This window comes from Bacteroidota bacterium (genome assembly GCA_034439655.1).
In the GTDB taxonomy this organism is placed as follows: domain Bacteria; phylum Bacteroidota; class Bacteroidia; order UKL13-3; family UKL13-3; genus CANJUD01.
The window spans coordinates 1-21,147 of record JAWXAU010000151.1; the positions used below are offsets into that span (position 1 = coordinate 1).

The 21,147-nt window shown below is 37.0% G+C and carries 22 protein-coding genes and 1 tRNA gene; 11 read left to right on the forward strand and 12 right to left on the reverse strand.

What is annotated here, in order from left to right; genetic code table 11:
* Positions 1–394 precede the first annotated feature (394 nt).
* The gene (gene gap, locus SGJ10_11030) at positions 395–1,393 is read right to left on the reverse strand and encodes a type I glyceraldehyde-3-phosphate dehydrogenase (protein MDZ4758651.1); all 999 of its coding nucleotides are present in this window, start codon (positions 1,391–1,393) and stop codon (positions 395–397) included.
* Between the two features lie 130 nt (positions 1,394–1,523).
* Here gap and SGJ10_11035 point away from each other — a divergent pair.
* The 8 genes from SGJ10_11035 (at position 1,524) to SGJ10_11070 (ending at position 6,988) form a co-directional block, all read left to right on the forward strand.
* A tRNA-Glu gene (locus SGJ10_11035) sits at positions 1,524–1,595 on the forward strand.
* A 102-nt stretch (positions 1,596–1,697) separates the two neighbouring features.
* Positions 1,698–2,516 carry a phosphatidate cytidylyltransferase gene (locus SGJ10_11040; GenBank protein ID MDZ4758652.1) on the forward strand — a complete coding sequence of 273 codons (819 nt, stop codon included), beginning with the start codon at positions 1,698–1,700 and terminating at the stop codon, positions 2,514–2,516.
* A 129-nt stretch (positions 2,517–2,645) separates the two neighbouring features.
* Complete coding sequence (gene purH / locus SGJ10_11045) at positions 2,646–4,169, forward strand: bifunctional phosphoribosylaminoimidazolecarboxamide formyltransferase/IMP cyclohydrolase (GenBank protein ID MDZ4758653.1); 1,524 nt, start codon at positions 2,646–2,648, stop codon at positions 4,167–4,169.
* Positions 4,170–4,477: 308 nt separating this feature from the next.
* Positions 4,478–4,600, forward strand: coding sequence for a hypothetical protein (locus SGJ10_11050; protein ID MDZ4758654.1), 123 nt, complete (start codon positions 4,478–4,480; stop codon positions 4,598–4,600).
* 60 nt (positions 4,601–4,660) lie between these two features.
* Positions 4,661–5,221, forward strand: coding sequence for a hypothetical protein (locus SGJ10_11055; GenBank protein ID MDZ4758655.1), 561 nt, complete (start codon positions 4,661–4,663; stop codon positions 5,219–5,221).
* Positions 5,222–5,324: 103 nt separating this feature from the next.
* Positions 5,325–6,080: a hypothetical protein gene (locus SGJ10_11060; protein ID MDZ4758656.1), complete on the forward strand. Its 756-nt coding sequence runs from the start codon at positions 5,325–5,327 to the stop codon at positions 6,078–6,080.
* Positions 6,029–6,427 carry a TlpA disulfide reductase family protein gene (locus tag SGJ10_11065; protein MDZ4758657.1) on the forward strand — a complete coding sequence of 133 codons (399 nt, stop codon included), beginning with the start codon at positions 6,029–6,031 and terminating at the stop codon, positions 6,425–6,427. Before SGJ10_11060 ends, SGJ10_11065 begins: the two co-directional genes overlap by 52 nt.
* Before the next feature lie 177 nt (positions 6,428–6,604).
* Positions 6,605–6,988 (forward strand): SRPBCC domain-containing protein, encoded by a 384-nt coding sequence (locus SGJ10_11070; protein ID MDZ4758658.1) that lies wholly within the window; start codon positions 6,605–6,607, stop codon positions 6,986–6,988.
* A 143-nt stretch (positions 6,989–7,131) separates the two neighbouring features.
* Here the strand turns inward: SGJ10_11070 and SGJ10_11075 are convergent, their stop codons facing one another.
* From SGJ10_11075 to SGJ10_11125, 11 genes are all read right to left on the reverse strand, one after another.
* A complete protein-coding gene (locus tag SGJ10_11075) occupies positions 7,132–7,692 on the reverse strand; it encodes an OmpH family outer membrane protein (protein ID MDZ4758659.1) in 561 nt (186 codons plus the stop codon).
* 77 nt (positions 7,693–7,769) lie between these two features.
* Positions 7,770–8,345 carry an OmpH family outer membrane protein gene (locus SGJ10_11080; GenBank protein MDZ4758660.1) on the reverse strand — a complete coding sequence of 192 codons (576 nt, stop codon included), beginning with the start codon at positions 8,343–8,345 and terminating at the stop codon, positions 7,770–7,772.
* An 11-nt stretch (positions 8,346–8,356) separates the two neighbouring features.
* Complete coding sequence (gene bamA, locus SGJ10_11085) at positions 8,357–10,870, reverse strand: outer membrane protein assembly factor BamA (GenBank protein ID MDZ4758661.1); 2,514 nt, start codon at positions 10,868–10,870, stop codon at positions 8,357–8,359.
* Entirely contained in the window at positions 10,857–11,618 is a 762-nt protein-coding gene (locus SGJ10_11090; protein MDZ4758662.1) for an isoprenyl transferase, read from the reverse strand. The genes bamA and SGJ10_11090 overlap by 14 nt, the downstream gene beginning before the upstream one ends.
* 39 nt (positions 11,619–11,657) lie before the next feature.
* Complete coding sequence (locus SGJ10_11095) at positions 11,658–12,500, reverse strand: DUF6089 family protein (protein ID MDZ4758663.1); 843 nt, start codon at positions 12,498–12,500, stop codon at positions 11,658–11,660.
* Between the two features lie 3 nt (positions 12,501–12,503).
* On the reverse strand, positions 12,504–13,400 hold the full coding sequence (locus tag SGJ10_11100) for a DUF6089 family protein (GenBank protein ID MDZ4758664.1): 897 nt from the start codon (positions 13,398–13,400) through the stop codon (positions 12,504–12,506).
* A gap of 136 nt (positions 13,401–13,536) precedes the next feature.
* Positions 13,537–14,448, reverse strand: a complete 912-nt coding sequence (locus SGJ10_11105) for a DUF6089 family protein (GenBank protein ID MDZ4758665.1) — start codon at positions 14,446–14,448, stop codon at positions 13,537–13,539.
* Between the two features lie 75 nt (positions 14,449–14,523).
* Positions 14,524–15,402 (reverse strand): NAD kinase, encoded by an 879-nt coding sequence (locus SGJ10_11110; protein MDZ4758666.1) that lies wholly within the window; start codon positions 15,400–15,402, stop codon positions 14,524–14,526.
* Between the two features lie 45 nt (positions 15,403–15,447).
* A complete protein-coding gene (locus tag SGJ10_11115) occupies positions 15,448–16,122 on the reverse strand; it encodes a CBS domain-containing protein (GenBank protein MDZ4758667.1) in 675 nt (224 codons plus the stop codon).
* Between the two features lie 67 nt (positions 16,123–16,189).
* Positions 16,190–17,116: a GNAT family N-acyltransferase gene (locus SGJ10_11120; protein MDZ4758668.1), complete on the reverse strand. Its 927-nt coding sequence runs from the start codon at positions 17,114–17,116 to the stop codon at positions 16,190–16,192.
* A gap of 2 nt (positions 17,117–17,118) precedes the next feature.
* A complete protein-coding gene (locus tag SGJ10_11125) occupies positions 17,119–17,949 on the reverse strand; it encodes a 1-acyl-sn-glycerol-3-phosphate acyltransferase (GenBank protein ID MDZ4758669.1) in 831 nt (276 codons plus the stop codon).
* A 453-nt stretch (positions 17,950–18,402) separates the two neighbouring features.
* Between SGJ10_11125 and SGJ10_11130 the strand changes: the two genes are divergently transcribed.
* The 3 genes from SGJ10_11130 (at position 18,403) to rpsU (ending at position 20,851) form a co-directional block, all read left to right on the forward strand.
* Positions 18,403–19,584: a class I SAM-dependent rRNA methyltransferase gene (locus tag SGJ10_11130; protein MDZ4758670.1), complete on the forward strand. Its 1,182-nt coding sequence runs from the start codon at positions 18,403–18,405 to the stop codon at positions 19,582–19,584.
* 108 nt (positions 19,585–19,692) lie between these two features.
* Complete coding sequence (locus SGJ10_11135; protein MDZ4758671.1) at positions 19,693–20,562, forward strand: cyanophycinase; 870 nt, start codon at positions 19,693–19,695, stop codon at positions 20,560–20,562.
* An 85-nt stretch (positions 20,563–20,647) separates the two neighbouring features.
* Positions 20,648–20,851 (forward strand): 30S ribosomal protein S21, encoded by a 204-nt coding sequence (rpsU, locus tag SGJ10_11140; GenBank protein ID MDZ4758672.1) that lies wholly within the window; start codon positions 20,648–20,650, stop codon positions 20,849–20,851.
* Positions 20,852–21,147: the final 296 nt, after the last annotated feature.

Consider the following 21,147-nt stretch of genomic DNA (forward strand, 5'->3'; position numbering starts at 1 on the left):
CCCGATAGTTATCGGAGTTTGCGGCGAGCGATACTACAATAAAATAAAGTGTCCGTTATAATTTGGCTTTTCTTATTTGAATTATGAAAGAGGTCTATTATACTATGCTTTTAATTCAAAATAGACAATTGTTCCTGGTGGCTGAGTTTTTGAGCAGACCCTAATTAAGCATAAAATAAAAAAGCCGAACTATTATAGTCCGGCTTTTTTTATGTGTATCGTTTCCGACCTTAAAAGATACATTCTGAGTAGGCCGATAGCTATCGGCCTACTCAGAATGACGGAAAAGTTATTATACCGAAAATCAATATATAATAGTCCAAAAGTTCGGCATTACGATTCTAAAAACTAAATCCGCCACAGGCGGAGAACTATTTTAGTTTAAGAATTGGTTTTACTTTACAGTATCCATGTGGCACATCAAATCGATAAGCTTATTGCTATAACCCATTTCATTATCGTACCAAGAAACTATTTTAACAAAATTGCTATTAAGCATAATACTCGCATCTGCATCAAATATAGAAGTACGAACATCTCCCAAGAAATCGTTCGATACTACAGCATCTTCGGTATATCCTAAAATTCCTTTCATTTCGCCAGCAGCGGCGGCTTTCATGGCAGCTTTAATATCGTCCATACTGCAGCCCTTCTCAATGCGACAAGTTAAGTCCACCACACTCACATCGGGAGTTGGTACACGGAAACTCATACCTGTTAGTTTGCCTTTAAGCTCAGGTATTACCAATCCTACTGCTTTTGCAGCACCTGTAGATGAGGGTATGATGTTTTGATAAGCACCGCGTCCACCACGCCAGTCCTTCACGCTTGGGCTATCAACCGTTTTTTGAGTGGCCGTAACTGCGTGTACCGTGGTCATTAATCCTTCTATAATAACAAAGTTATCATTCATTACTTTGGCAATGGGAGCTAAACAGTTGGTAGTGCAAGAAGCATTTGAAACAACGTCCATATTAGCTTGATAGGATTTATGGTTAACACCCATTACGAATGTAGGGGTATCATCTTTTGCCGGTGCCGACATTACTACACGTTTTGCACCAGCTTTAATATGAGCGGCAGCTTTATCTTTCTCCAAAAATAATCCAGTAGATTCAACGATGTATTCAGCACCTATCTCGTTCCACTTTAAATTAGCGGGATCTTTTTCGGCAGTAACACGGATAGTTTTTCCGTTCACCACCAAATGGCCATTGGCAACCGAAACGTCGCCTTTAAATACGCCGTGTGTAGAGTCGTACTTAAGCATATAAGCCATGTAATCAGGGTCTATCAAATCATTGATTCCCACAATTTCTACCTCAGGGTTGTTTATAGCAGCCCTAAAAACTAATCGGCCAATACGGCCAAATCCGTTGATTCCAACTTTCATGTTATTGATTTTTAGTTAATTATTAAATATGATATATCGCAGCAAAAGTACCATCAAATATTTTGTATGGAAAGAAATATTTGCATTTATCAAAAAAAAATCTACCTTTGCAGCCCGATAAAATAAAAATGGCCCGTTCGTCTATCGGTTAGGACACCAGGTTTTCATCCTGGTAAGAGGGGTTCGACTCCCCTACGGGCTACTTAAAAAAAGGACAAGTTATAAAATAACTTGTCCTTTTTTCATTTTCATAGTTTTTATTATTGACGTTTCAATATGATGAATCCCCTAATTTCGCCGCCAAATGTCTAATATCGTATTACGGGCAATTACCGGAACTTTGTTTGTGTCCTTAATGGTGGCCTCCACCCAATTGCCTTGGTTATTTGATATAATTTGTGTGGTGTTTCCTGCTTTGTGTGTGTGGGAACTTTGCAGAATGTTTGGATATAATATTTGGGTTTCCATAATTTCGGTAGTTGGCCTTTTTGGAATAATAGCTGTTAGACTCGGTTATATTGAGCAGATTTCTAATTATCTTTTTACTCCTTTTATATTTGTATTCCTTGTCGTTGGCACTGCCTCAAAACAAAAAGGCATCAAAATATCTTCTATAACAATTGTAGGTATTGTATATATTACACTTAGTTTTTTATTCTATAATAATTTAGTCCATATTAGTATAGATAATCTTAAATACGAATCTATTATTTGTTTCGATAATACCTATATCCTTTGTATGCTCATCTTCATTTGGATCAATGATTCGTTTGCTTATTTAATAGGAAGAAGAATTGGCAAAACACCATTGGCTCCACGCATATCTCCAAAGAAAACTATTGAAGGCACATTGGGTGGCTTAGTATGCACCATACTAGCAGCCATCGCCCTTAAATACATATATACAATACCCGATGGAAACTGGTTTTATGTATGGGCTTTGTTAGTGAGTATCTCTGCTACTGTAGGCGATTTAATAGAATCGAAAGTAAAACGAATTGCAGGGGTCAAAGATTCTGGAAATTTGTTGCCCGGCCATGGTGGTTTTTTGGATAGACTTGATGCCATGCTGTTTTGTAGTATTGTATCCTTTCTGTTTTTCAAGTTTGTGCCTTTGTTCTGAATAACTTTCCCGAATGGAGAAAGTTTTTGCAGGTAATTTTGTGCCGTGTTTCATTCCTCCATATTGGTTGGTGAGTGCACCTCCCGATAGCAATTGGGACACGGACAATATAACTTTTATATATAATTCATGAGCGACAACGTAAAAATCAATAGGGCATTAATTTCAGTTTATTATAAAGATGGGCTTGAACCTATCGTGAAAAAATTACACGAACTGGGCGTAGAAATTTGCAGTACGGGCGGCACGCAAACATTTGTGGAAGCTATGGGCATTCCTGTTACTCCTGTTGAATCGCTTACAGGTTATCCATCTATATTGGGTGGACGTGTAAAGACTTTGCACCCTGGTGTGTTTGGCGGAATATTGGGCAGAAGGGAGAATGAAAGTGATGTACAAGAAATGGAGCAACTCCATATAAAACCTATCGATTTAATTATCGTAGATTTATATCCATTTGAAGAGACCGTTGCCTGTTGTAGTACCGAAGCTGATATTATAGAAAAAATAGATATCGGTGGTGTGTCGTTGATAAGAGCTGCTGCCAAAAATTTCCAGCATACGGTTATAATTTCTTCCAAAAATGACTATGATTATTTACTGGAAATTTTGAACAGGCAAGATGGCAGTTCAACCACTGCAGAACGCAAAGAATTAGCCAAGCGTGCCTTCTATACCACCAATCATTATGATGGAGCTATATTCAAATATTTCAACCAAGAACCGCTTGCTTATTTTAGTGAAAGCTATAATAATCCTACGCCATTACGTTATGGTGAAAATCCTCACCAACAAGCTGCTTTTTTTGGAAACATCAATGATATATTTGAGCAAATACAGGGCAAAGAAATTAGTTATAATAATATAGTAGATGCGGAAGCCGCAGTTGAATTATTGGCCGAATTTGCAGAGCCCGCTTGCGTGATTATAAAACATACAAACCCATGCGGAACCGCAGTGAGGGCAACTGCTTTGGAAGCATGGCAAGCCGCATTGGCCGGCGACCCTGTATCGGCATTCGGAGGCATTATAGCCATTAATCGTGAAGTAGATGCCGCCCTTGCAAAGGAGATAGACAAAATATTTTTTGAGATATTAATTGCCCCTAGTTTCTCGGCAGAAGCTATGGAAATATTTGCCTCCAAAAAGAACAGAACTTTATTAAAGTTGAAAGATTTTGAACGCGGCAACTGGCAATACAAATCAGTATTAAATGGAGTGCTGGTGCAACAAAAAGATAATAAGCAAGAGCAAGAAACGGAACTTAATTATATAACAAATACAAAACCTTCTGCTGCACAAATAGAAGATTTATTATTTGCAAACCGCTTGGTGAAAAATGCAAAATCAAACACTATTATCCTTGCCAAAGATAAACAATTATTGGGTTTAGGATGCGGTATGACCTCGCGTATTGATGCACTGAAACATGCATTGAACAAAGCTGCCGAATTTGGCATGGACCTAAACGGTGCAGTAATGGCCAGCGATGCTTTTTTCCCCTTCCCCGATTGTGTGGAGTTAGCCCACCAATATGGCATTGCCGCTATTATACAACCCGGTGGTAGTATTAAAGATCAACTCTCTATCGATTATTGTAATAAACATAATTTACCTATGGTGATTACAGGGTATAGGCATTTTAAGCATTGAGATGAGGTGCGGGTTATCAGTTGCGGTTTGTGCGAAACCTACGGTGAGTTAGCAGCCTCAACCGTCCTTCTCCGAAGGGGAAGGACGGTACTACTTGCGTAAATTTTAATTTTATACATAGAATAATGGAATACGCATAACCGTGCCGTCTCTCCCCAATAAAATTACTGCCATGTACCTTTAGGTGGATGAGGTGCAGATAGATAAGGGAGTCAGGTGAGACACCAGCCCAAAAATAAATTCGCATCGTATTTGTTTTCCTCTTAGTATTGCCCCACAATACCTGTAAAACAAAAACCTTTATCCCCATGCCTTCAAACGCCATAATTAATGGCCTGTTAAGCGGGCAAAACTACTTCTTCCGTGCAGCATCGTTGAGTGCTGATGGCAACATTAACTGGAGCGTAACTAAGAAGTATATAGTGCAGTAAAAAAAATAGGGACAAGCCGAACACCCTTTAAGAAGCAGGCTCAATTAAATTATAAGTAAGATGAAAAAAAATAAATTACATCACAAAACACTATTGCTATTTGCAATGGTATTCTTATTCTCAACAGCTTCAATTTATTCTCAAACCTCTGTTTACAGAGCAAAAATTTGTTATCGTAACACTTCAGCAGAAATGACAGTTGTTAGAAATACTGATGGTTCTTTAACAGTAACTGCAGTTGATGTTTCATCACAATCAACCGACAAAGTGATTCACAAAACAATTTCGCCGGTAACTCACATTAGTAACTGCATCCATATAGCTACTACAGGTGTAACATGGTGGATACCATTTGATAAAAATAGATTACCTGAGAAACAAGTAGGAGGTGGCTTAAGAGATATAGAATGTCCTTGCCCGAGCGTTAATACCGCTGAATCATGTACAATTCATGATCTTGGAGAAGATTTAGAGTGCCAAACTGGTACTTGTGATGTTTGCTGTGATGGGGTTTATGGTGATTGTGGTGGTGGTGGCCCAAATCCTTCCGCAACAATGAAAGGGGCTGGAATTTTTATCCAAGCGATAACAATTACATATAATAGTGTTGTTTATCAATAATAATATGTGGCTAAACAAATTAACAAAGGGAATAAAATTAATTTTATTCCCTTTGTTAATTTACGCAAAACCCTTCTATTCGTATTCGCAGACCTATATACAATTGGATAATTATTTTGAAAAGATAAATAAAATAAAAAGCATAGAAGCGACCTACATATCCAACACTAAACCCCTGCTGCAAAATGATACAGCCCAAGTAAAAGTCCACTGTAAAATATCACACAGAAATGAAAATGACACTAGCTATATTTTCTATTTTTATATAGAAGGAAGTCAGAACAATTACTATTACGATGGAGAAATATTTTATATTGTTAATGATGATAGTATAAAAAAAATTCGTTCATATAAACAAAACTGGAAAAGAATAAGACAAGAAATAGCTCACGTTAATTTTACACCAATTACTGATAAGGGCCAATTATTATTAGGTTTAAATAAGAGAGCAGAAAAAAAAATAACTGAAAAAGACCGAAACAATTTCGAGATTAATTATAGTGAGAAAGTTAGAGGCGGGGATTTATTAATACGTAAATTTTGTTTTTCACCAAATAGTGTTTTCCCAACTGAATATACTTTCATTTCAAATGCCTTACAGGATCTTCAGTATTGGAATTACAAAATGATAGCCATTGACACAAATAAGTTTTTATTTGAGACTTTAAGAAATGAAATTAATGACAGCATAAACATAAGAATTCAGAATGGATATAAATTGATTGCCAATACAAATTATGAAATGAAAAAAGATGAAAAAGAAGACTGTTCGACACAGGGAGCAATTTTCCAAACTTTAAATATCTCATTTTTAAATCTGACAGTCAAAATCTTTATTCAGAAAAATCCGACATACTGATACTAGATTTTTGGTACATACAGTGTGCACCTTGCCACATGGCATTTCCTAAATTAAATGAAATATTTGAAGAGTATAAGGACAGAAAAGTTAATATAATTTCTATCAATCCACTCAACAATTCTACTAAAGATTCAATTATGACCAATTTAACCATTTCAAGAAATAAGTTGAATTTTCAAATTGGTTTTTGTGCAAACTCATTGACAAAAAATTTAAAACTACAATCTTATCCAACTCTTTATATTTTAGATAAGAATAAAAAAATACTATATAGCCATATTGGTTACAATGAAACTGATTATAAGATAAATATTAAAACAATTTTGGATAAATATTTAAATTAACTCACGTTCAGATAGATTTTGCAATCCCACAAGAGAGAAAAGGATCTATAATGCCTCTATAATTAACGAACCCTTGCCAAACAGCAAGGGCTGGTTTGTTTATAAAGTTACAACAAATAATTAATTTTCGCATTCAACGTTTAGGTATTAAACTTGTAGTGATTAATAAACACTAAATTGAAAGACTATAAAAAATATTATATAATACCCGCTGCACCCGATGATGTATATAAAGCACTTACAAATGAGGCGACGTTGCAATTGTGGACAGGTGAACAAGCAGAAATGATTACTGAGATTGGTTCAGAATTCTCGTTGTGGGAAGGAAGTATTACAGGCAAAAACTTGGAGTTTGAAGAAGGGAAAAAACTAGTACAGCAGTGGTATTTTGGGGAACAAATAGAACCTTCGATAGTAACTATTATATTACACCCAAACAAGGATGGGACCTCAGCAGAACTGAGACATACCAATATTCCAGACGAAGCTTATAATGATATAGTAAGCGGCTGGAATGAGAATTATTTTGGAGATTTGCAGGAATTTTACGAGGCGGAATAATACCGAAACTCAATATACAATTTTCCAAAAGAAGGGGGACTTATACCAATCCGCTTTGTAGAATGGCGAAAGATTATAAAAGATGCTTCATAAAAAAACCCGACTGCTTACAATCGGGTTTTTTACTATATTATATAGATATATTAACGTCTTGGGGGTGCCATTATTCCACCGCCTGGCGGCATGGGAGGAGGAATTACAATGTTTAATTTTTTCATTACCAAAGCAGTTAAATCATCGGCAGGGTTAAAATAATAAGCAACCTGCTTGTCAACTATTGAAGAGAAACCCTTTTCTTTGGCTACTTCTTCTATCACCTTGCGTACTTTTAAATTCAAAGGTTTCAATAATGATTCTTGAGTTTGTGTAATATTTTCTCTATATAATTCACTATACGTTTGAATTCTTTGTTGCATTTGTTGCAATTCTCCTTCTTTAATTTCAAGTTCTTTGGGCGTCATGCGAGCTTTATTGGAGTCGAGCTTCATGCTCTTAGAAATCAATTCGGCTTTTTGTCCTTCTAATTGGTCGCTATAATATTGTTGCAAAGAATCTAATTGCAACCTTACATTCTTAATTTCAGGAAGCAGGTACAATATTGAATCATAGTTTACGAAGCCTACTTTTTGAGCTGAGGCAATTTTCCCAGTGGCCAATAACGCTATACATAGCAAGGCTTTGGATAAGTTTTTTAATTTTAACATGTTGTTTTTATTGATAATTTATTTGTTTTAGTGATAATAAGCGGCAAAAGTAGCCCAAAGGTTGCATGTAGGAAAAATTATTTCTTGGGGCCATTCGGCGGAGGTACTTGGCCTCCTCCTTTGGGCGTAATTTCTTCTTTAGGAGTGATGCCCATTTCTTGCAATACGTCATCGCTTTTATCAAATTTGGCATTGGAGTATAACATTACCACCTCGCCCGATTTGTCGAAAATAAAATCGTAGCCCCCCTTTTTCGCTACTTTTTGTATGGCATCAAAAACTTTATCTTGAATAGGTTTTACTAGTTCCATTCTCTTTTTAAATAATTCTCCATCGGCTGAAAATTTGGCTTTCTGAAAATCTTTTGCAGCTTTCTCTTTATCATCGATACCACGTTCTCTACGTTGACGAACTTCTTCGGTAAGAAGTACTTTTTCATCCTGATACTCACGATACATTTTCGCTATTTCTGCCATTTTTGCATCTAAATCTTTTTGCCATTGCTCCGCCAAATCATCTAATTGCTTTTGGGCAGATCGGTATTCAGGCATTTGACTTAATATATATTCCGAATCTACATAAGCAAATTTTTGTGCTGATGCCTTGCTGCCTAGTAAAGCTATAGCACACAAAGCCAAAAGTATTTTTTTCATTATCGTAAATATTAAAATTGCTGACCTAAGAAAAAGTGGGTTTGCCACTTGTTTATTGGGTTGGCCGAATTCGTATCAAAATTATAGGCATAATCTAATCCCAACAAACCGAACATGGGTAAAAACAACCTGATGCCCATACCTGCTGCACGGTATGTTGCAAACGGGTTATATGATTTAAAACTATTATATCCATTTGCTGCTTCCACAAATCCGACACCGTAAAATGTGAGCGAGGGCGATAATACTGCAGGGAAGCGAAGCTCCATGGTAAATCTATTATATATTGAAGAAGGATATCCATCGGGGTGCACACTCAGTGAACCTCCATCATTATATCCACGGGCTGATATTACTTCCCTGCCATCGAGGTTAAAACCTGTTAAACCACTGCCCCCTAGTGAGTATCTATTGAATGGTGGTGTGCCTTTATTTGCTGAATAATTACCGATGAATCCAAAATTAGCCCGCGTAGCCAATACCAATTTATCAAAAATGGTGGTATACCACTTTGCATTGAATTTCCATTTGTGATATTCCAAAAACTTGAGGCGTTCCGCTTCTGGAAGAGCCTCATAATTTTTATTGGTGAACTTTGAGTAGGGAACAGTTACTTGCACTGAGAACATGAAATCGGAACCCGAACGCGGGTATATAGGTTCGTTCACCGAAGTGCGAGAGATGACCATAGAAGTATTGATATCGTTAAAAATACCGTCAGGCAAGGGTTTACCTGTGCCAAATGAGAATTTATTATTATTAAATCTTTGATAATTTACCGAATTCATGATTGTAAAATAATCATCGGGTTTTTTCAATCTTCGGCCAAGCGATACTGTAAAACCTGTTGTTTTAAGTTTGGGTGCATCGGGTTGTGCTGTAATGGAATAACTTTGAACGGAACGATAGGCACTAATGGTAAATGAATTGGGCCTTTTGCCTCCCAACCAAGGTTCCGTAAATGAGAAATTGGTAGACCTCCAAGTGCTGCCATTGGATTGAGCTCTAATTTGTAGCCTTTGCCCATCGCCCCCTGGCAATGGTGTCCATTCCTTTTTCTTCAGCATTTTCTTAGCGGAGAAATTATTTAAAGTCAGTCCTAAAACACCAACCAAACCTCCAAAACCTCCATAACCTCCAGAAAGTTCTATTTGGTCGCTCGATTTTTCTTCTACTGTAAACTCAATATCAACAGTTCCCGTAGTAGCATTTGGCATAGGGTTTACACCTATCTTCTCGGGATCGAAATACGTGAGTTGTGCTAGTTCCCTGATAGATCTTGACACATCGCTACGGCTAAACTTATAACCGGGCCTCACATATAGTTCGCGTAAAATAACATGGTCACTGGTTTTGGTATTGCCTTTAATAGTTACATTGTTTACAATAGCTTGGGGTCCTTCGGTCATTCTTACTTCTATGTCGATACTGTCATTTTCAACCAGCACTTCCACAGGGGTGGCATTATAGAACAAATAGCCATCATCCATATATAACGATGCAACATCTAACCCCGATGGGTTCATGCTCATGCGTGATTCGAGCAATGATTGATTATATACATCACCACGTTTTATTCCCAACACCGTATCAAGTTTGTTGTTTGAGTATTTTGTATTTCCAGTCCAGTATATATACCTAAAAAAGTATTGATGCCCTTCCTCTATATTTATTTGCAAATTGATTTTATTGCTGCTGTATATATAGGTGGTGTCGCTAACAATTTGAGCATCTCTATAACCCATAGCTAAATACTTTTCTACAATTGCTTTTTTGTCTTTTTCAAAATCACTTTCTATATATTTTGATTTTTTAAATACGTTCCAATTTACCTTTTTTGTTTCTTTAAGCATCTGTCGCAATTTATAGTTAGAAACATGTTGGTTTCCTGTAAATATAATATCATTTATTTTAATGCGTTTACCTTTAGTTACAGATATTTTTAGCGTTACATAATTTTTACGGTGGTCTTTCTCTTCTTTAATATCAACCGTAGTATTCATATACCCTTTTTTATAAAAATATGATATAGTTTCATTTCTGGTTTTGTTAATCAGATTCTCGTTTACTATATGACCTGTTTTTAAAAAACCACCCAATTCCTCCCGTAATTTTTTGTTGTCTTTTTTACTTAAGTTGGTGGCATAGGCCGACAACCTGGGCTTCTCCACAAAATGTATTTCTAACCATGCTTTACCGTTATCCACTTTAGCCAAATAAATTTTTATATCTTCAAATAAATTTTGTTTCCAGAGTATTTCAATTGCTTTGCTAATTTCCTCGCCTGGAATTTTAATTGTTTTACCAATATTTAGGCCAGAGAGTATCTGTAGTGAGTTTTTATCTAAAAAATTAACACCTACTATGTCTACATTGGCAATTTCATATAATTGAGGTTGTGAATATTCGAGCACATTTTTGTTGGTGTCCATTTCATCAGCCTGTGCAAATACAGAACTAATACCCATAGTAAATGAGAATAATAGCCCGAATATATAAAAAGTAAGGGTTTTAGTTTTTTTCATGCTCATTGGCTACTAATTGTTCGCTTGTTTTTCCAAATCTTCTTTCGCGGCTTTGATAATCTAGTAATGCTTCGTATAAATGTTCACGAGTGAAATCGGGCCATAATGTTTCGGTAAAATAAAACTCGCTATAAGCAATCTCCCACAATAAAAAATTGCTTACCCTATGTTCTCCGCTCGTACGAATCAAAAGCTCGGGGTGAGGCCATTGTGCAGTGCTCAAATGATTGTTTATTGCCATCTCGTCCACTTCAAACGGTTTGATTTCACCTAGGGTTACACGTTCGCAAATTTTCCTAACTGCATTTACAATATCCCATTTAGAACTATAGCTAAGGGCCAATACCAAATCCATGTGGTCATTGTCCTTTGTGGCTTCGCATGCTTCCATCAATGCATTGCTACATTTAATAGGCAAACGTTCTAATTGCCCCATGGTGTGCAGCTTAATTTTATTTTTTTGCAAAGTGGGCATTTCGTGCTTTATGGTTTTCACCAATAGCTCCATCAAAGCATTTACTTCAATAGCAGGCCTGCTCCAGTTTTCGGTTGAAAACGCATACAGTGTAAGGCACTTAACTCCTAGTTCTGCAGAAGATTCACATACTTCTCGCACAGAGTTCACCCCATTTTGATGTCCGAATATTCTAAATTTGCCCTTGCCTTTAGCCCATCGTCCATTACCATCCATTATGATGGCGATATGTGTAGGTATTTTTGTTAAATCTATCTGCGATTTTAAGGACATTGGTAATAAGAAACTGAATGACGATTAACAGCAAAGGTATTAAAAACCGCCTTTCTTGCAGGAATATTTTACTACCCTATATGATAATGAGACTCCTATAGTGTAATACCAATCTTTATTATTGGGGTTTCCCCGTTGTTTTCCTTCAAAACTTAAGTTTACATCGTTGTTAATCTCACCTGATCGGTCATATAAATTTACGGTCATCATACGCTCGGCCATGGTTTGTTGATCATTGAATTTTATCAAATCTGTCTGCTTTGGATAAAACTTGCTTACGTCATCTAAATAATCAGTACCTGTTTTACGCCAAAAACATTCAAGGCCAAGAACCAAGTTTTTGTTTAAAAAATATTTAAATCCTCCACCAATTGGCAAAGCCCAATTAATCCTTTGGTAGTTGCTATTATGCCTCAGCAGTTGACCCTCTGTACCATAAGGTCTCAACGAGTATGCAGAGGCTCTATAATTGGCTTTGGGTTCATGATAAAACATATTAAATCCTAAACAAAAGAATGGGCTAAACCTGTGTGAGAATTTATCGAAGCCAAATTTTTGAAAATGGAACTCAGTCATACCACTTATTTCTATTATTTGAGAAAAGAATTGCAAATTACGTGTGCGGTTAAAACTCCAAATAGAATCGGCTCCTGATATATTACCATAATTAATTCCTAACCGATGGGCAAAATAACTGCTTTGGTTATAACGATAAAATATTCCACATTGGGGATGAAACTGGCTGATTTTAAGCCCTGGAGATAAATCACCCATATAATTCATCATCCCACCTTGAACTCCCCATTCGTGTCTGTCAGATTTAATCTGTGCCAAAGTGAACAGTGGGGTAAAAAGGGCTATATATATTATTATTCTTTTCAAGTATTAAAAACTAGTACATTTAATGCCTGGCAATGGAAAACGATAACAAAGACTGACGGTGGCAAATAAGAAAAAATCGGCAGGGGTGTTTTTATTTCCTCTAGAAACCTTGTCAACTGTATCGGGGTCGTCAGTAATTTTTTTATACTGGGCCGACCATGGTGTAACTTCTCCTGATCTATCTGAAAGTTGGGCTGCTGGATTATCGCTTCCTTGGTTTTGTTTCAAAAATTCTGGTTCTACATAAGCATTACTGCTCACATCATCTAAGTAGTCAGTAAATGTAGTTCTAAACCCTATTTCCATGCTTGCATTCCAATTATCATTAAATCTAAGTTTCAACCCTGCTCCTAATGGCAAACCCAATTGTGATAGTTCATAAGAGCGTCTATCTTGATACTGGGTAGAACCTTGCCCTTCGGTGCCTAAGGGTTGTAGTTCGTACCATTTCCCATTATAGTATGTTTGCGGATTGAATTTAAAAACATTAATACCTGTAAAGAGGTAAGGTGAGAATCCATAATATCGCTCGCCATCAGCAAAGCAAAATCCCGATATATTCCATTCAAGCAAAAAGGCAAAATCTAAAATATTCGTTTTAAAACTAAAATTACGAGCTTTGTGGGCAGGGTTCGAACTCAATGAATCAGCCCCACCGATAGTACCATAGGTAAAGCTACCCTTGATAGCTAAATATCTATCAGGATTAAAACGAACAAACATACCACCTGCGGGCTGTGTGAGATTAAAATTGATTTTCATATCGCTTAAATCTCCCATATAATGTGTTGAACCTCCCATTATACCAAATTCCAAACTTTGAGACTTAGAAATGTGTACTTTCGTACAAAACATGAGTGTGATTAGTATACTGCTGAAATAATATTTATGTGTCGTCACTTGGTTAAGTTAATAAACGTAAAAATATGAAAACTATTGCAAATAAACAAAATTATTATGTAAATGACAAGCTGTTACTAAAGTACATTTAAAAAAAAAGGCCGGATTAACCGGCCTTAGAACAAAAATTTTAATGTTAGAAGTTGGCACACACAAATTTCCTAATGGTCTTTGTGATAGTGAAACCTGTAAATATATAGGTGTCTTTATCTCTGTAGTCGCCTCTTTGTAATTTCTTTTCATCGTGAGAGTAAGGCTTTTGCATTATTCCGAATTGAGGGTAATTGGTTTTTGTTGCTGGATTAATTGCCTCTCCACTTCTGTCGGCTAATTGGTTAGCTGTAGGATTGGCAGGATCAATCATTGGGTAGTTATCATGCACATCATCCAAATAATCTGTAAATGTTTTACGGCCAGCAATTTCAAACCCTATTGACCAAAGATTACCAAAATTGTATTTAATACCAAATCCTGTAGGAATGGCAAATGATATTAAGCTATACTTTGGTTTGTTGAGTTCTGTTTGGTATCCTCTTAATTTATAGGTTGTACCATTTAAATCAGTTTTAGGATTGAACCGGAATACGGAGATACCTGCAAGCAAGTATGGCGTCCACCTATGAGATTTTGAACCTGGAATAAAATTCAAAATATTATATTCAACCTGGGCTGTAGCTTCAATAATGCTAGAACGAAAATTAAGGTTCCTTTTATTCCTATCGTAATAGTTAGCTTCTTTGCTTATGCCGTTGTTTTTGCCATAGTCGGTCATTTTGAAAGTCGTAGGCAATTTGCTTCCCCAAGCTTTATCATCTCCTTTAACTGTTCCGTAGTTACCAGCAAATTTAAAAGAAATATGAGGAGTGAGGTTGTAACGTGCAAGCACACCGCCTTGTATGCGTGTGTACTTCCAAGTAACTTGAGATTTCGACAAGTCGCCTTGGTATTGAGCAGGGCCAACGAATAATCCAAATTCCCATTCTTGGGCATTGGCAAAACTAACTAACAAAGTAAGAGTCAGTGTTAAGAGGGTAATTTTATTTTTCATATTTCAGAATTTTATTTATAACAGGCTACAAAAATAAGGCAATACAAACATAATCCAAATTTTTTTTTTACTTTTTTATCGCAGGTCGTTTCTTTCATCATGCCCCCACATCATTTTTTTGCGAAGGGTATCTAAATAGTCTTTTTGGTGCAAGCGAACTATATTCAATTTATAAGGGGCTTTTTTTATAGCCAACTGCACCGTAGTATCAACTGTTTCGCTACGTGAATCTAAACTCACCAAAAAATTTGTACCCCTTCCCTCTATTTCAAAACTTATTACTTGATCATCGGGAACAATAACCGGTCTCACATTCAAATTGTGAGGAGAGACGGGTGTGATAGCAAAAGCCGATGAGGAGGGGAAAATAATGGGTCCTCCGCAACTTAAAGAATAACCTGTTGACCCCGTTGGTGTTGCTACAATTAATCCATCGGCCCAATAGGAATTTAAAAATTCACCATTCAAATAAGTATGCACTGTAATCATGGACGAAGTGTCTTTTTTGTGTATCACAAAATCGTTGAGCCCAAAAGTATTTGGTTGAAATAAATTCCTGTCGGTATCAAGCTGCAGCAAATTGCGTTGCTCGATTTCATATTTGCTTTGAAAAAAACATTGAAAAGCAGCGATAAACTCTTCCTTGGCCACATTGGCCAGAAAGCCTAAACGACCAGTATTAATACCCATCACAGGTATTTGATATTGTAAAATATATAATACCGAATCGAGGAAGGTTCCATCGCCCCCAACTGTTACAAACAGCGATGCGTTTTTAACATCAGTAGGGATATCGAATGTATTAGTAGAACTCGGGAATTCGCTGGGAAATGATTTTACAATTTGTTTAAAAACCAACACCTCGCAGCCTTGTGATATTAACCACCGCTGCACCTCGGCCACATATATAGCAGTAGTTTCGGAGTATTGTTTGGTATAAATGGCTATTTGCAAAAAAGATATAATTTAAGTTGCAAATTTAACCTTTACACTCGGTATTTACATGCTTAAATATTTCATCAACGCATTGTACCGTTGTTGCATCAGTTGCCAATCTTCTTCGCTGATATGCGATGCACGAACCTGGTATTTGAAACGCTCGAAAGAAGCTAAAATATTACGGATATCGGAACGGTCGAATTGTAAAGCGACGTCTATTTTACTGCTCCCTGCATCTGGCTGTGACACGTACAAGCCTAAAATTTTACTGTCGTTCGATTCGGCTATATGGGCAATCTCTGTAAGCTTAAAATCGTTCCATTCCATTTCGAGGGTAAGTATACCGCCTTCTCCAGGCTCTTTTTGCAAGCCCGTGTACCTGTGTTGAAGCTCAAAAACCAAATCGGTTAGAATGATGATGCCTACAAAATTATCTTCCTTATCTACTACTGCAAGTGAGGTGGTTTCGCTTTGCCCAAAAAATTTGAGCAGCTCGAACATGTGCACATTTTCAAAAACACGGCTGGTTTTTTCTTTTTCTATGTAGGCACTCAGTAAACTATCTTGAGGAAACGTTACCAAATTTTCTGCCGATACCAACCCCAATACTTTGAGATCTTCCACTACTGGCAAATGAGCTAGACCCGATAAGTTAAGTTCTTCCAAGGCCTCCCCTACTTGCATATTTAAGTAAAGCGGATTAAGTTTATTATTGATAAGTTCTTTTGCTGTCATGGTGGTGTTAATACGATAGATGCTCTAAGTGTTTAAATAGTTGCATACACTCTGTAATAATATTGTATTAAATTTTATAGCTATTAACGTGCCGTTCTTTCTTTTCAGGATAAATATCTGCGATGGTCACCATCAAGCCTGTTTCCTCCACATCGCCAAAATCTGGATTGCAGGCGGTCCCAAAGGTTTTCATGGTAGGCGAAAGATTCATATATATATTAACTAAGGGTGGAATATTCACTCCTAAATTTCGTACACTTTGGTTTAATATTTTGAAACCGTCATCGAAATCGAGTCCCGAAAAAAGTTTTTCCATGGTGCTTGTATCGCCCTCTATTTGTAGTGGGTGGTGAGGCTTTAATAAATTTTCTTTATCAGGGAAATAACGACCTAAAAAATATAAAATTAAATTTCGGGCTTCCCTATTATAACTGCCATACATGGTAACTTTACCAAAAAAATATTTGATATGTGGGTTTTTGACTACCAATGCACCTAGGCCATCCCAAATATTATCGAGTGCAAATATCCCTTTTCGTGGATTTACAGCGGGCTGAAAATTTGGTTGTACCCAACTGCGGCCTAACTCTAGTGTAGCAGGTAAATATTCACTGATAAATTTGGGGCTGAAATCAAAATAATGACTAGTAGATAAGTGTAGTTCGCCAGTTTTTTTATCAATTGCTTTATTACAATCGATGAAACGGTAGCCCCCTATTATTTCTCTGTCTTCCTCACTAAAAACGATCAACTGTTCATAGCAATTTTCGGCGGTATCAAATTCATCAATATCAACTTTGTTGCCAGTGCCCCCCCCAGATGCTCTAAAGGTTACCTCACGCAATCGTCCTATTTCTTGCATCACATTTGGGCAATTGTGGTGGTTGATAATATATATAGTGTTATTCCCTTTATTGGTATCTCTTACAAAATAACCTTTCGACAATTCATCTTCTAATAAGTCTCTATCGATAGGGTCTATTACTTGTTCCATATTTATTTGATTTGAGACTTTAGACTATATAACTGTTCACGTATCCATTTTGCCGCTTCTTTATCATTGGGATGTTTGGCTAACTCTTCGGGGGTGATAGGTTTACCCACAACAAATTTTATCTTTTGTCCCTTTTGTTTATACATTTGGTCGGGCAACAATATCATTTCAATATTTGCTTTGATTCCCAACCGTTTACGCCACAATGACAGGTTATAAAAGAAAGGTCGGTTTTGGCCATATATATATACCGGTACTATGGGCGATTGGTATTTGCGTGCACGAGTCACAAAAGTTTTTTTCCATTCAAGGTCTTGAATCTTTCCATCTATTTTGCGAGAAACCAAACCTGCGGGGAAAAGGAAAACAGCTTTTTCTGATCCGAAAATTTTATCAAGCTCTTGCATTTGTGCAGTTGCCGATCTACCATGTTTATTAACACCTACAAAAATTTCCTTCAAATTAGTGAGGTTGAGCAATAAATCATTCACTATAAAACTAATGTCTTTGCGAACCTTTGCAATCTCGGGCACCAAGCTCATTCCATCAAGTCCGCCCAAGGGGTGATTAGCTATAATAACAACCCTACCAGTAGGAGGGATATTTTCCAAACCTGTTGACTCAATAGTTACGCCCATTTCAATTGGAACACCCGCTGAAAATTCGTACGCATCAGAGTTTTTGTGCCTCCGCATGAAATCATTTATCTGGTCTTCATGCAGTAGCCGCTTAACATATCTTAATATAAAGCGTGGTAGCCATTTGAGCAAAGTGGGATTCTTGCTGCGAAACAACTTTTCAATATCGATGAATTTTTTCTCTGTTTCCTCCATTTTGCCGCAAACAAAAGGATTGATGAGCAGATTACAAAATTATAATACTTTATTGAACCTTAAACCTTAAGCAGTTGGCAATTAACTATTGATGATTTATATGACCCCAGAGAGAGAAAAAAAAAATTGACCAAAATTATTAGCATCTCATATATATCGCCCCTAAAGGGACTTTGAGGTAGACCACATTTTTATTATTACCGAGATCTCGTCCCGCTGGGACTTAAATGCACTTGACATTTATAATGGGAAAAGCATTATCAAATATTCAAATCGCGTATAATTTCCATAATACTGGTAAATAAAAAATACATTTGAAGCCTTTTAAGGACTCAATGTTTTATCCATTGAGAATCTGCGAAAATGACCACCAAGTATTCACCAACAGCCTCTCTCATAAAAAAAATGATTGTAATGGAATGATGCATATACCTTTGCCGCAAATATATATTTGTGAGCTTCCCAATACTAACCCTAAAACCTGATCGCCAACGCAGCTTAATTAATAGACACCCTTGGGTATTTAGCGGGGCCGTGCAAAATTTACCGAAAGCTGAAACGGGCGATATCATTGAAGTGCACGACAACAAAGGCCAATGGCTGGGTTATGGTTTTTTTGATGAACGCAGTGAAATCGTTTGTAAAATTTTTGAATACGACGACCCTCATGCTATTATTGACCAAGCTTATTGGCAAAAAAGATTATCTTTAGCATATAACCTTCGAAAAAATTTGCTCGACTTATCCAATACCAATTGTTTCCGCTTGGTGCATGCCGAAGGCGATTCATTGCCAGGTATGATTGCCGATGTATATGATAATACCGTGGTGATGCAGATATTGCATAAAGGCACACAAAATATATTGGATGATATCGCTTTTTCACTTTGCAATTTAGGATTTGAATATATCTATCTAAAAACCAAAAAAAGCAGCAAACATATTGAAGATATAAATTTGCCGCAAGGCTGGTGCGGCAAGGAAGGCAACCCCATCATTAACGTGAAAGAAAATGGATTAAATTATCAAGTAGATATAGAAAATGGGCAGAAAACGGGATTCTTTTTGGACCAACGCGATAATCGTTTTTTATTAAGACAATACAGCAAAAATAAAAGTGTGCTCAATGCTTTTTGCTATACTGGCGGTTTTTCTGTATCGGCTCTTAAAGGTGATGCGGCACAAATTACCTCGGTTGATATATCAAAATCGGCAGTGGATGCGTGCAATTATAATATGAGAGAAAATTTTGGAAGTGATGCCCCTCATACTTCATTCGCTGCTGATTGTTTCGATTATTTACGCGGCATGCCTGCGGGTCAATTTGATGTGATAGTGCTTGACCCGCCAGCATTTGCCAAGCATGCAAGAGCAGTTCCGCAAGCCAGCCGGGGCTATAAAGACATTAATATGTTGGCTATCCAAAAAATAAAACCCGGAGGTATCATATTTACCTTTTCGTGTTCCAAAAATATTGATACGGTATTGTTTCGCAAGATAGTTTTTGGGGCTGCTGCCGATGCCCGTCGCAATGTGAGAATAATTCACCAACTGACCCAGGGCGTGGATCATCCCATTAATATATATCATCCCGAAGGTGAATACTTGAAGGGCTTGGTACTATATATTGAATGATTGAATGATTTCATCCGCCGCGGCGGAGAATGATTTAAGGATTTTTGTCCATAATATGTTAATGATAAGTAACGGCATCGTTATATAATTATATACTACCTTTGCAGGATGGAAATTCCGAAAGGCAAGCTCATCGCTATTGGCGGTGCCGAAGACAAAGGTACCATGCCCGAAAAAGATTTTATACAAATGAACAACCTCAATTTTTTTGAGTTGGGCATTTTGAAAAGAATTGTTGACGAGGTGGCCAAGCCCGACCCGCTGATTGAAGTAATCACCACCGCATCGAACATACCCGAAGAAGTAGCCGAAAACTATTTACAAGCTTTTGGCAAAATGGGTTGTACCCGCGTTGGTATTATACATATTAAAAACCGTGAGGATGCTCAAAACCCCGATTATGTTGAACGTATTCGCAAAGCTGAGGGTGTGATGTTTAGTGGTGGCAATCAACTAAGGCTTACCAGTTTGTTGGGTGGCACGGAGTTTTTAGCTATTATTCTTAAACGCTATATGTATGAAGACTTTACCGTAGCTGGCACTTCTGCTGGAGCAATGGCCATGAGCAATACCATGATATACCAAGGCAATAGCACTACTGCACATCTAAAAGGTGAGGTAAAATTGACCACTGGACTAGCCTTTATGAAAAATATAATTATCGATTCGCATTTCGAAAAACGTGGTCGGTTTGGCCGTTTGGCCCAAGCTGTGGGTCTTAACCCGGGCTGCATTGGCATTGGGTTGGGCGAAGATACAGGTGTACTTATTACAGAAGGAAGCCACATGGAAGCCATTGGTTCGGGCTGCGTTATTATTGTGGACGGACATAACATTCGACACAGCAATATTGCCGATATTTCCGAAGGTTCGCCCATTAGTTTAGAGAATATCCAAGTGCATGTAATGGTGAAAGGCGACCGATATAATATCGAAGAACGAGCATTCAAGGCCAACTTCGTTAGCGTGATGAGTTAAATTTAATTTTAAAATTGTTGTTTGCAGTTTTAAAATATTTGCTTATTTTTGCAACCCTTAAAAAATAGAAAGTTAAAAAAACAATATGCTTTACATCAACGTAAAAGAAAACGAGTCGCTAGACAAAGCCCTTAGGAAGTTCAAAAAGAAATTTGAAAAAACTGGTGTGGTAAAAGAAGTGCGTAGTCGCATGGCTTTCGAAAAACCCTGTATTCGTCGTCGTCAAATGATGATACATGCCAAATACAAATTGCAAATGCAAATTAAATCGGCTAGTACGCCTAAATAAAATATTATATTTACATATATTGAGAAAGCAACCTTTTTTACGCAGGGTTGCTTTTTTTATGGAATAACCTGATGGTGGTTAGGTTCCGATAGCTATCGGGAACACAAGCATGTGCAGCTCTGCAAAAGAACTATATATTTATATATCTTTATAAAATATTCCCAACACAAATTATACCAATTCTTAAACTATAATAGTTCTCCGCCTGTGGCGGATTCAGTTTTTAGAATGGTAATACCGAACTACATCCCGAAAGCCCCGCTTAATCCCGATAATTATCGCATACGCGTCAACCA

Bases quoted from the DNA above. Each gene is read 5' to 3' on its own strand.
- gap (MDZ4758651.1), bottom strand. From the start codon at position 1,393: ATGAAAGTTGGAATCAACGGATTTGGCCGTATTGGCCGATTAGTTTTT.
- SGJ10_11040 (MDZ4758652.1), top strand. From the start codon at position 1,698: ATGTCTAATATCGTATTACGGGCAATTACCGGAACTTTGTTTGTGTCC.
- purH (MDZ4758653.1), top strand. From the start codon at position 2,646: ATGAGCGACAACGTAAAAATCAATAGGGCATTAATTTCAGTTTATTAT.
- SGJ10_11050 (MDZ4758654.1), top strand. From the start codon at position 4,478: ATGCCTTCAAACGCCATAATTAATGGCCTGTTAAGCGGGCAAAACTAC.
- SGJ10_11055 (MDZ4758655.1), top strand. From the start codon at position 4,661: ATGAAAAAAAATAAATTACATCACAAAACACTATTGCTATTTGCAATG.
- SGJ10_11075 (MDZ4758659.1), bottom strand. From the start codon at position 7,692: ATGTTAAAATTAAAAAACTTATCCAAAGCCTTGCTATGTATAGCGTTA.
- SGJ10_11080 (MDZ4758660.1), bottom strand. From the start codon at position 8,345: ATGAAAAAAATACTTTTGGCTTTGTGTGCTATAGCTTTACTAGGCAGC.
- bamA (MDZ4758661.1), bottom strand. From the start codon at position 10,870: ATGAAAAAAACTAAAACCCTTACTTTTTATATATTCGGGCTATTATTC.
- SGJ10_11090 (MDZ4758662.1), bottom strand. From the start codon at position 11,618: ATGTCCTTAAAATCGCAGATAGATTTAACAAAAATACCTACACATATC.
- SGJ10_11105 (MDZ4758665.1), bottom strand. From the start codon at position 14,448: ATGAAAAATAAAATTACCCTCTTAACACTGACTCTTACTTTGTTAGTT.
- SGJ10_11115 (MDZ4758667.1), bottom strand. From the start codon at position 16,122: ATGACAGCAAAAGAACTTATCAATAATAAACTTAATCCGCTTTACTTA.
- SGJ10_11120 (MDZ4758668.1), bottom strand. From the start codon at position 17,116: ATGGAACAAGTAATAGACCCTATCGATAGAGACTTATTAGAAGATGAA.
- SGJ10_11125 (MDZ4758669.1), bottom strand. From the start codon at position 17,949: ATGGAGGAAACAGAGAAAAAATTCATCGATATTGAAAAGTTGTTTCGC.
- SGJ10_11135 (MDZ4758671.1), top strand. From the start codon at position 19,693: ATGGAAATTCCGAAAGGCAAGCTCATCGCTATTGGCGGTGCCGAAGAC.
- rpsU (MDZ4758672.1), top strand. From the start codon at position 20,648: ATGCTTTACATCAACGTAAAAGAAAACGAGTCGCTAGACAAAGCCCTT.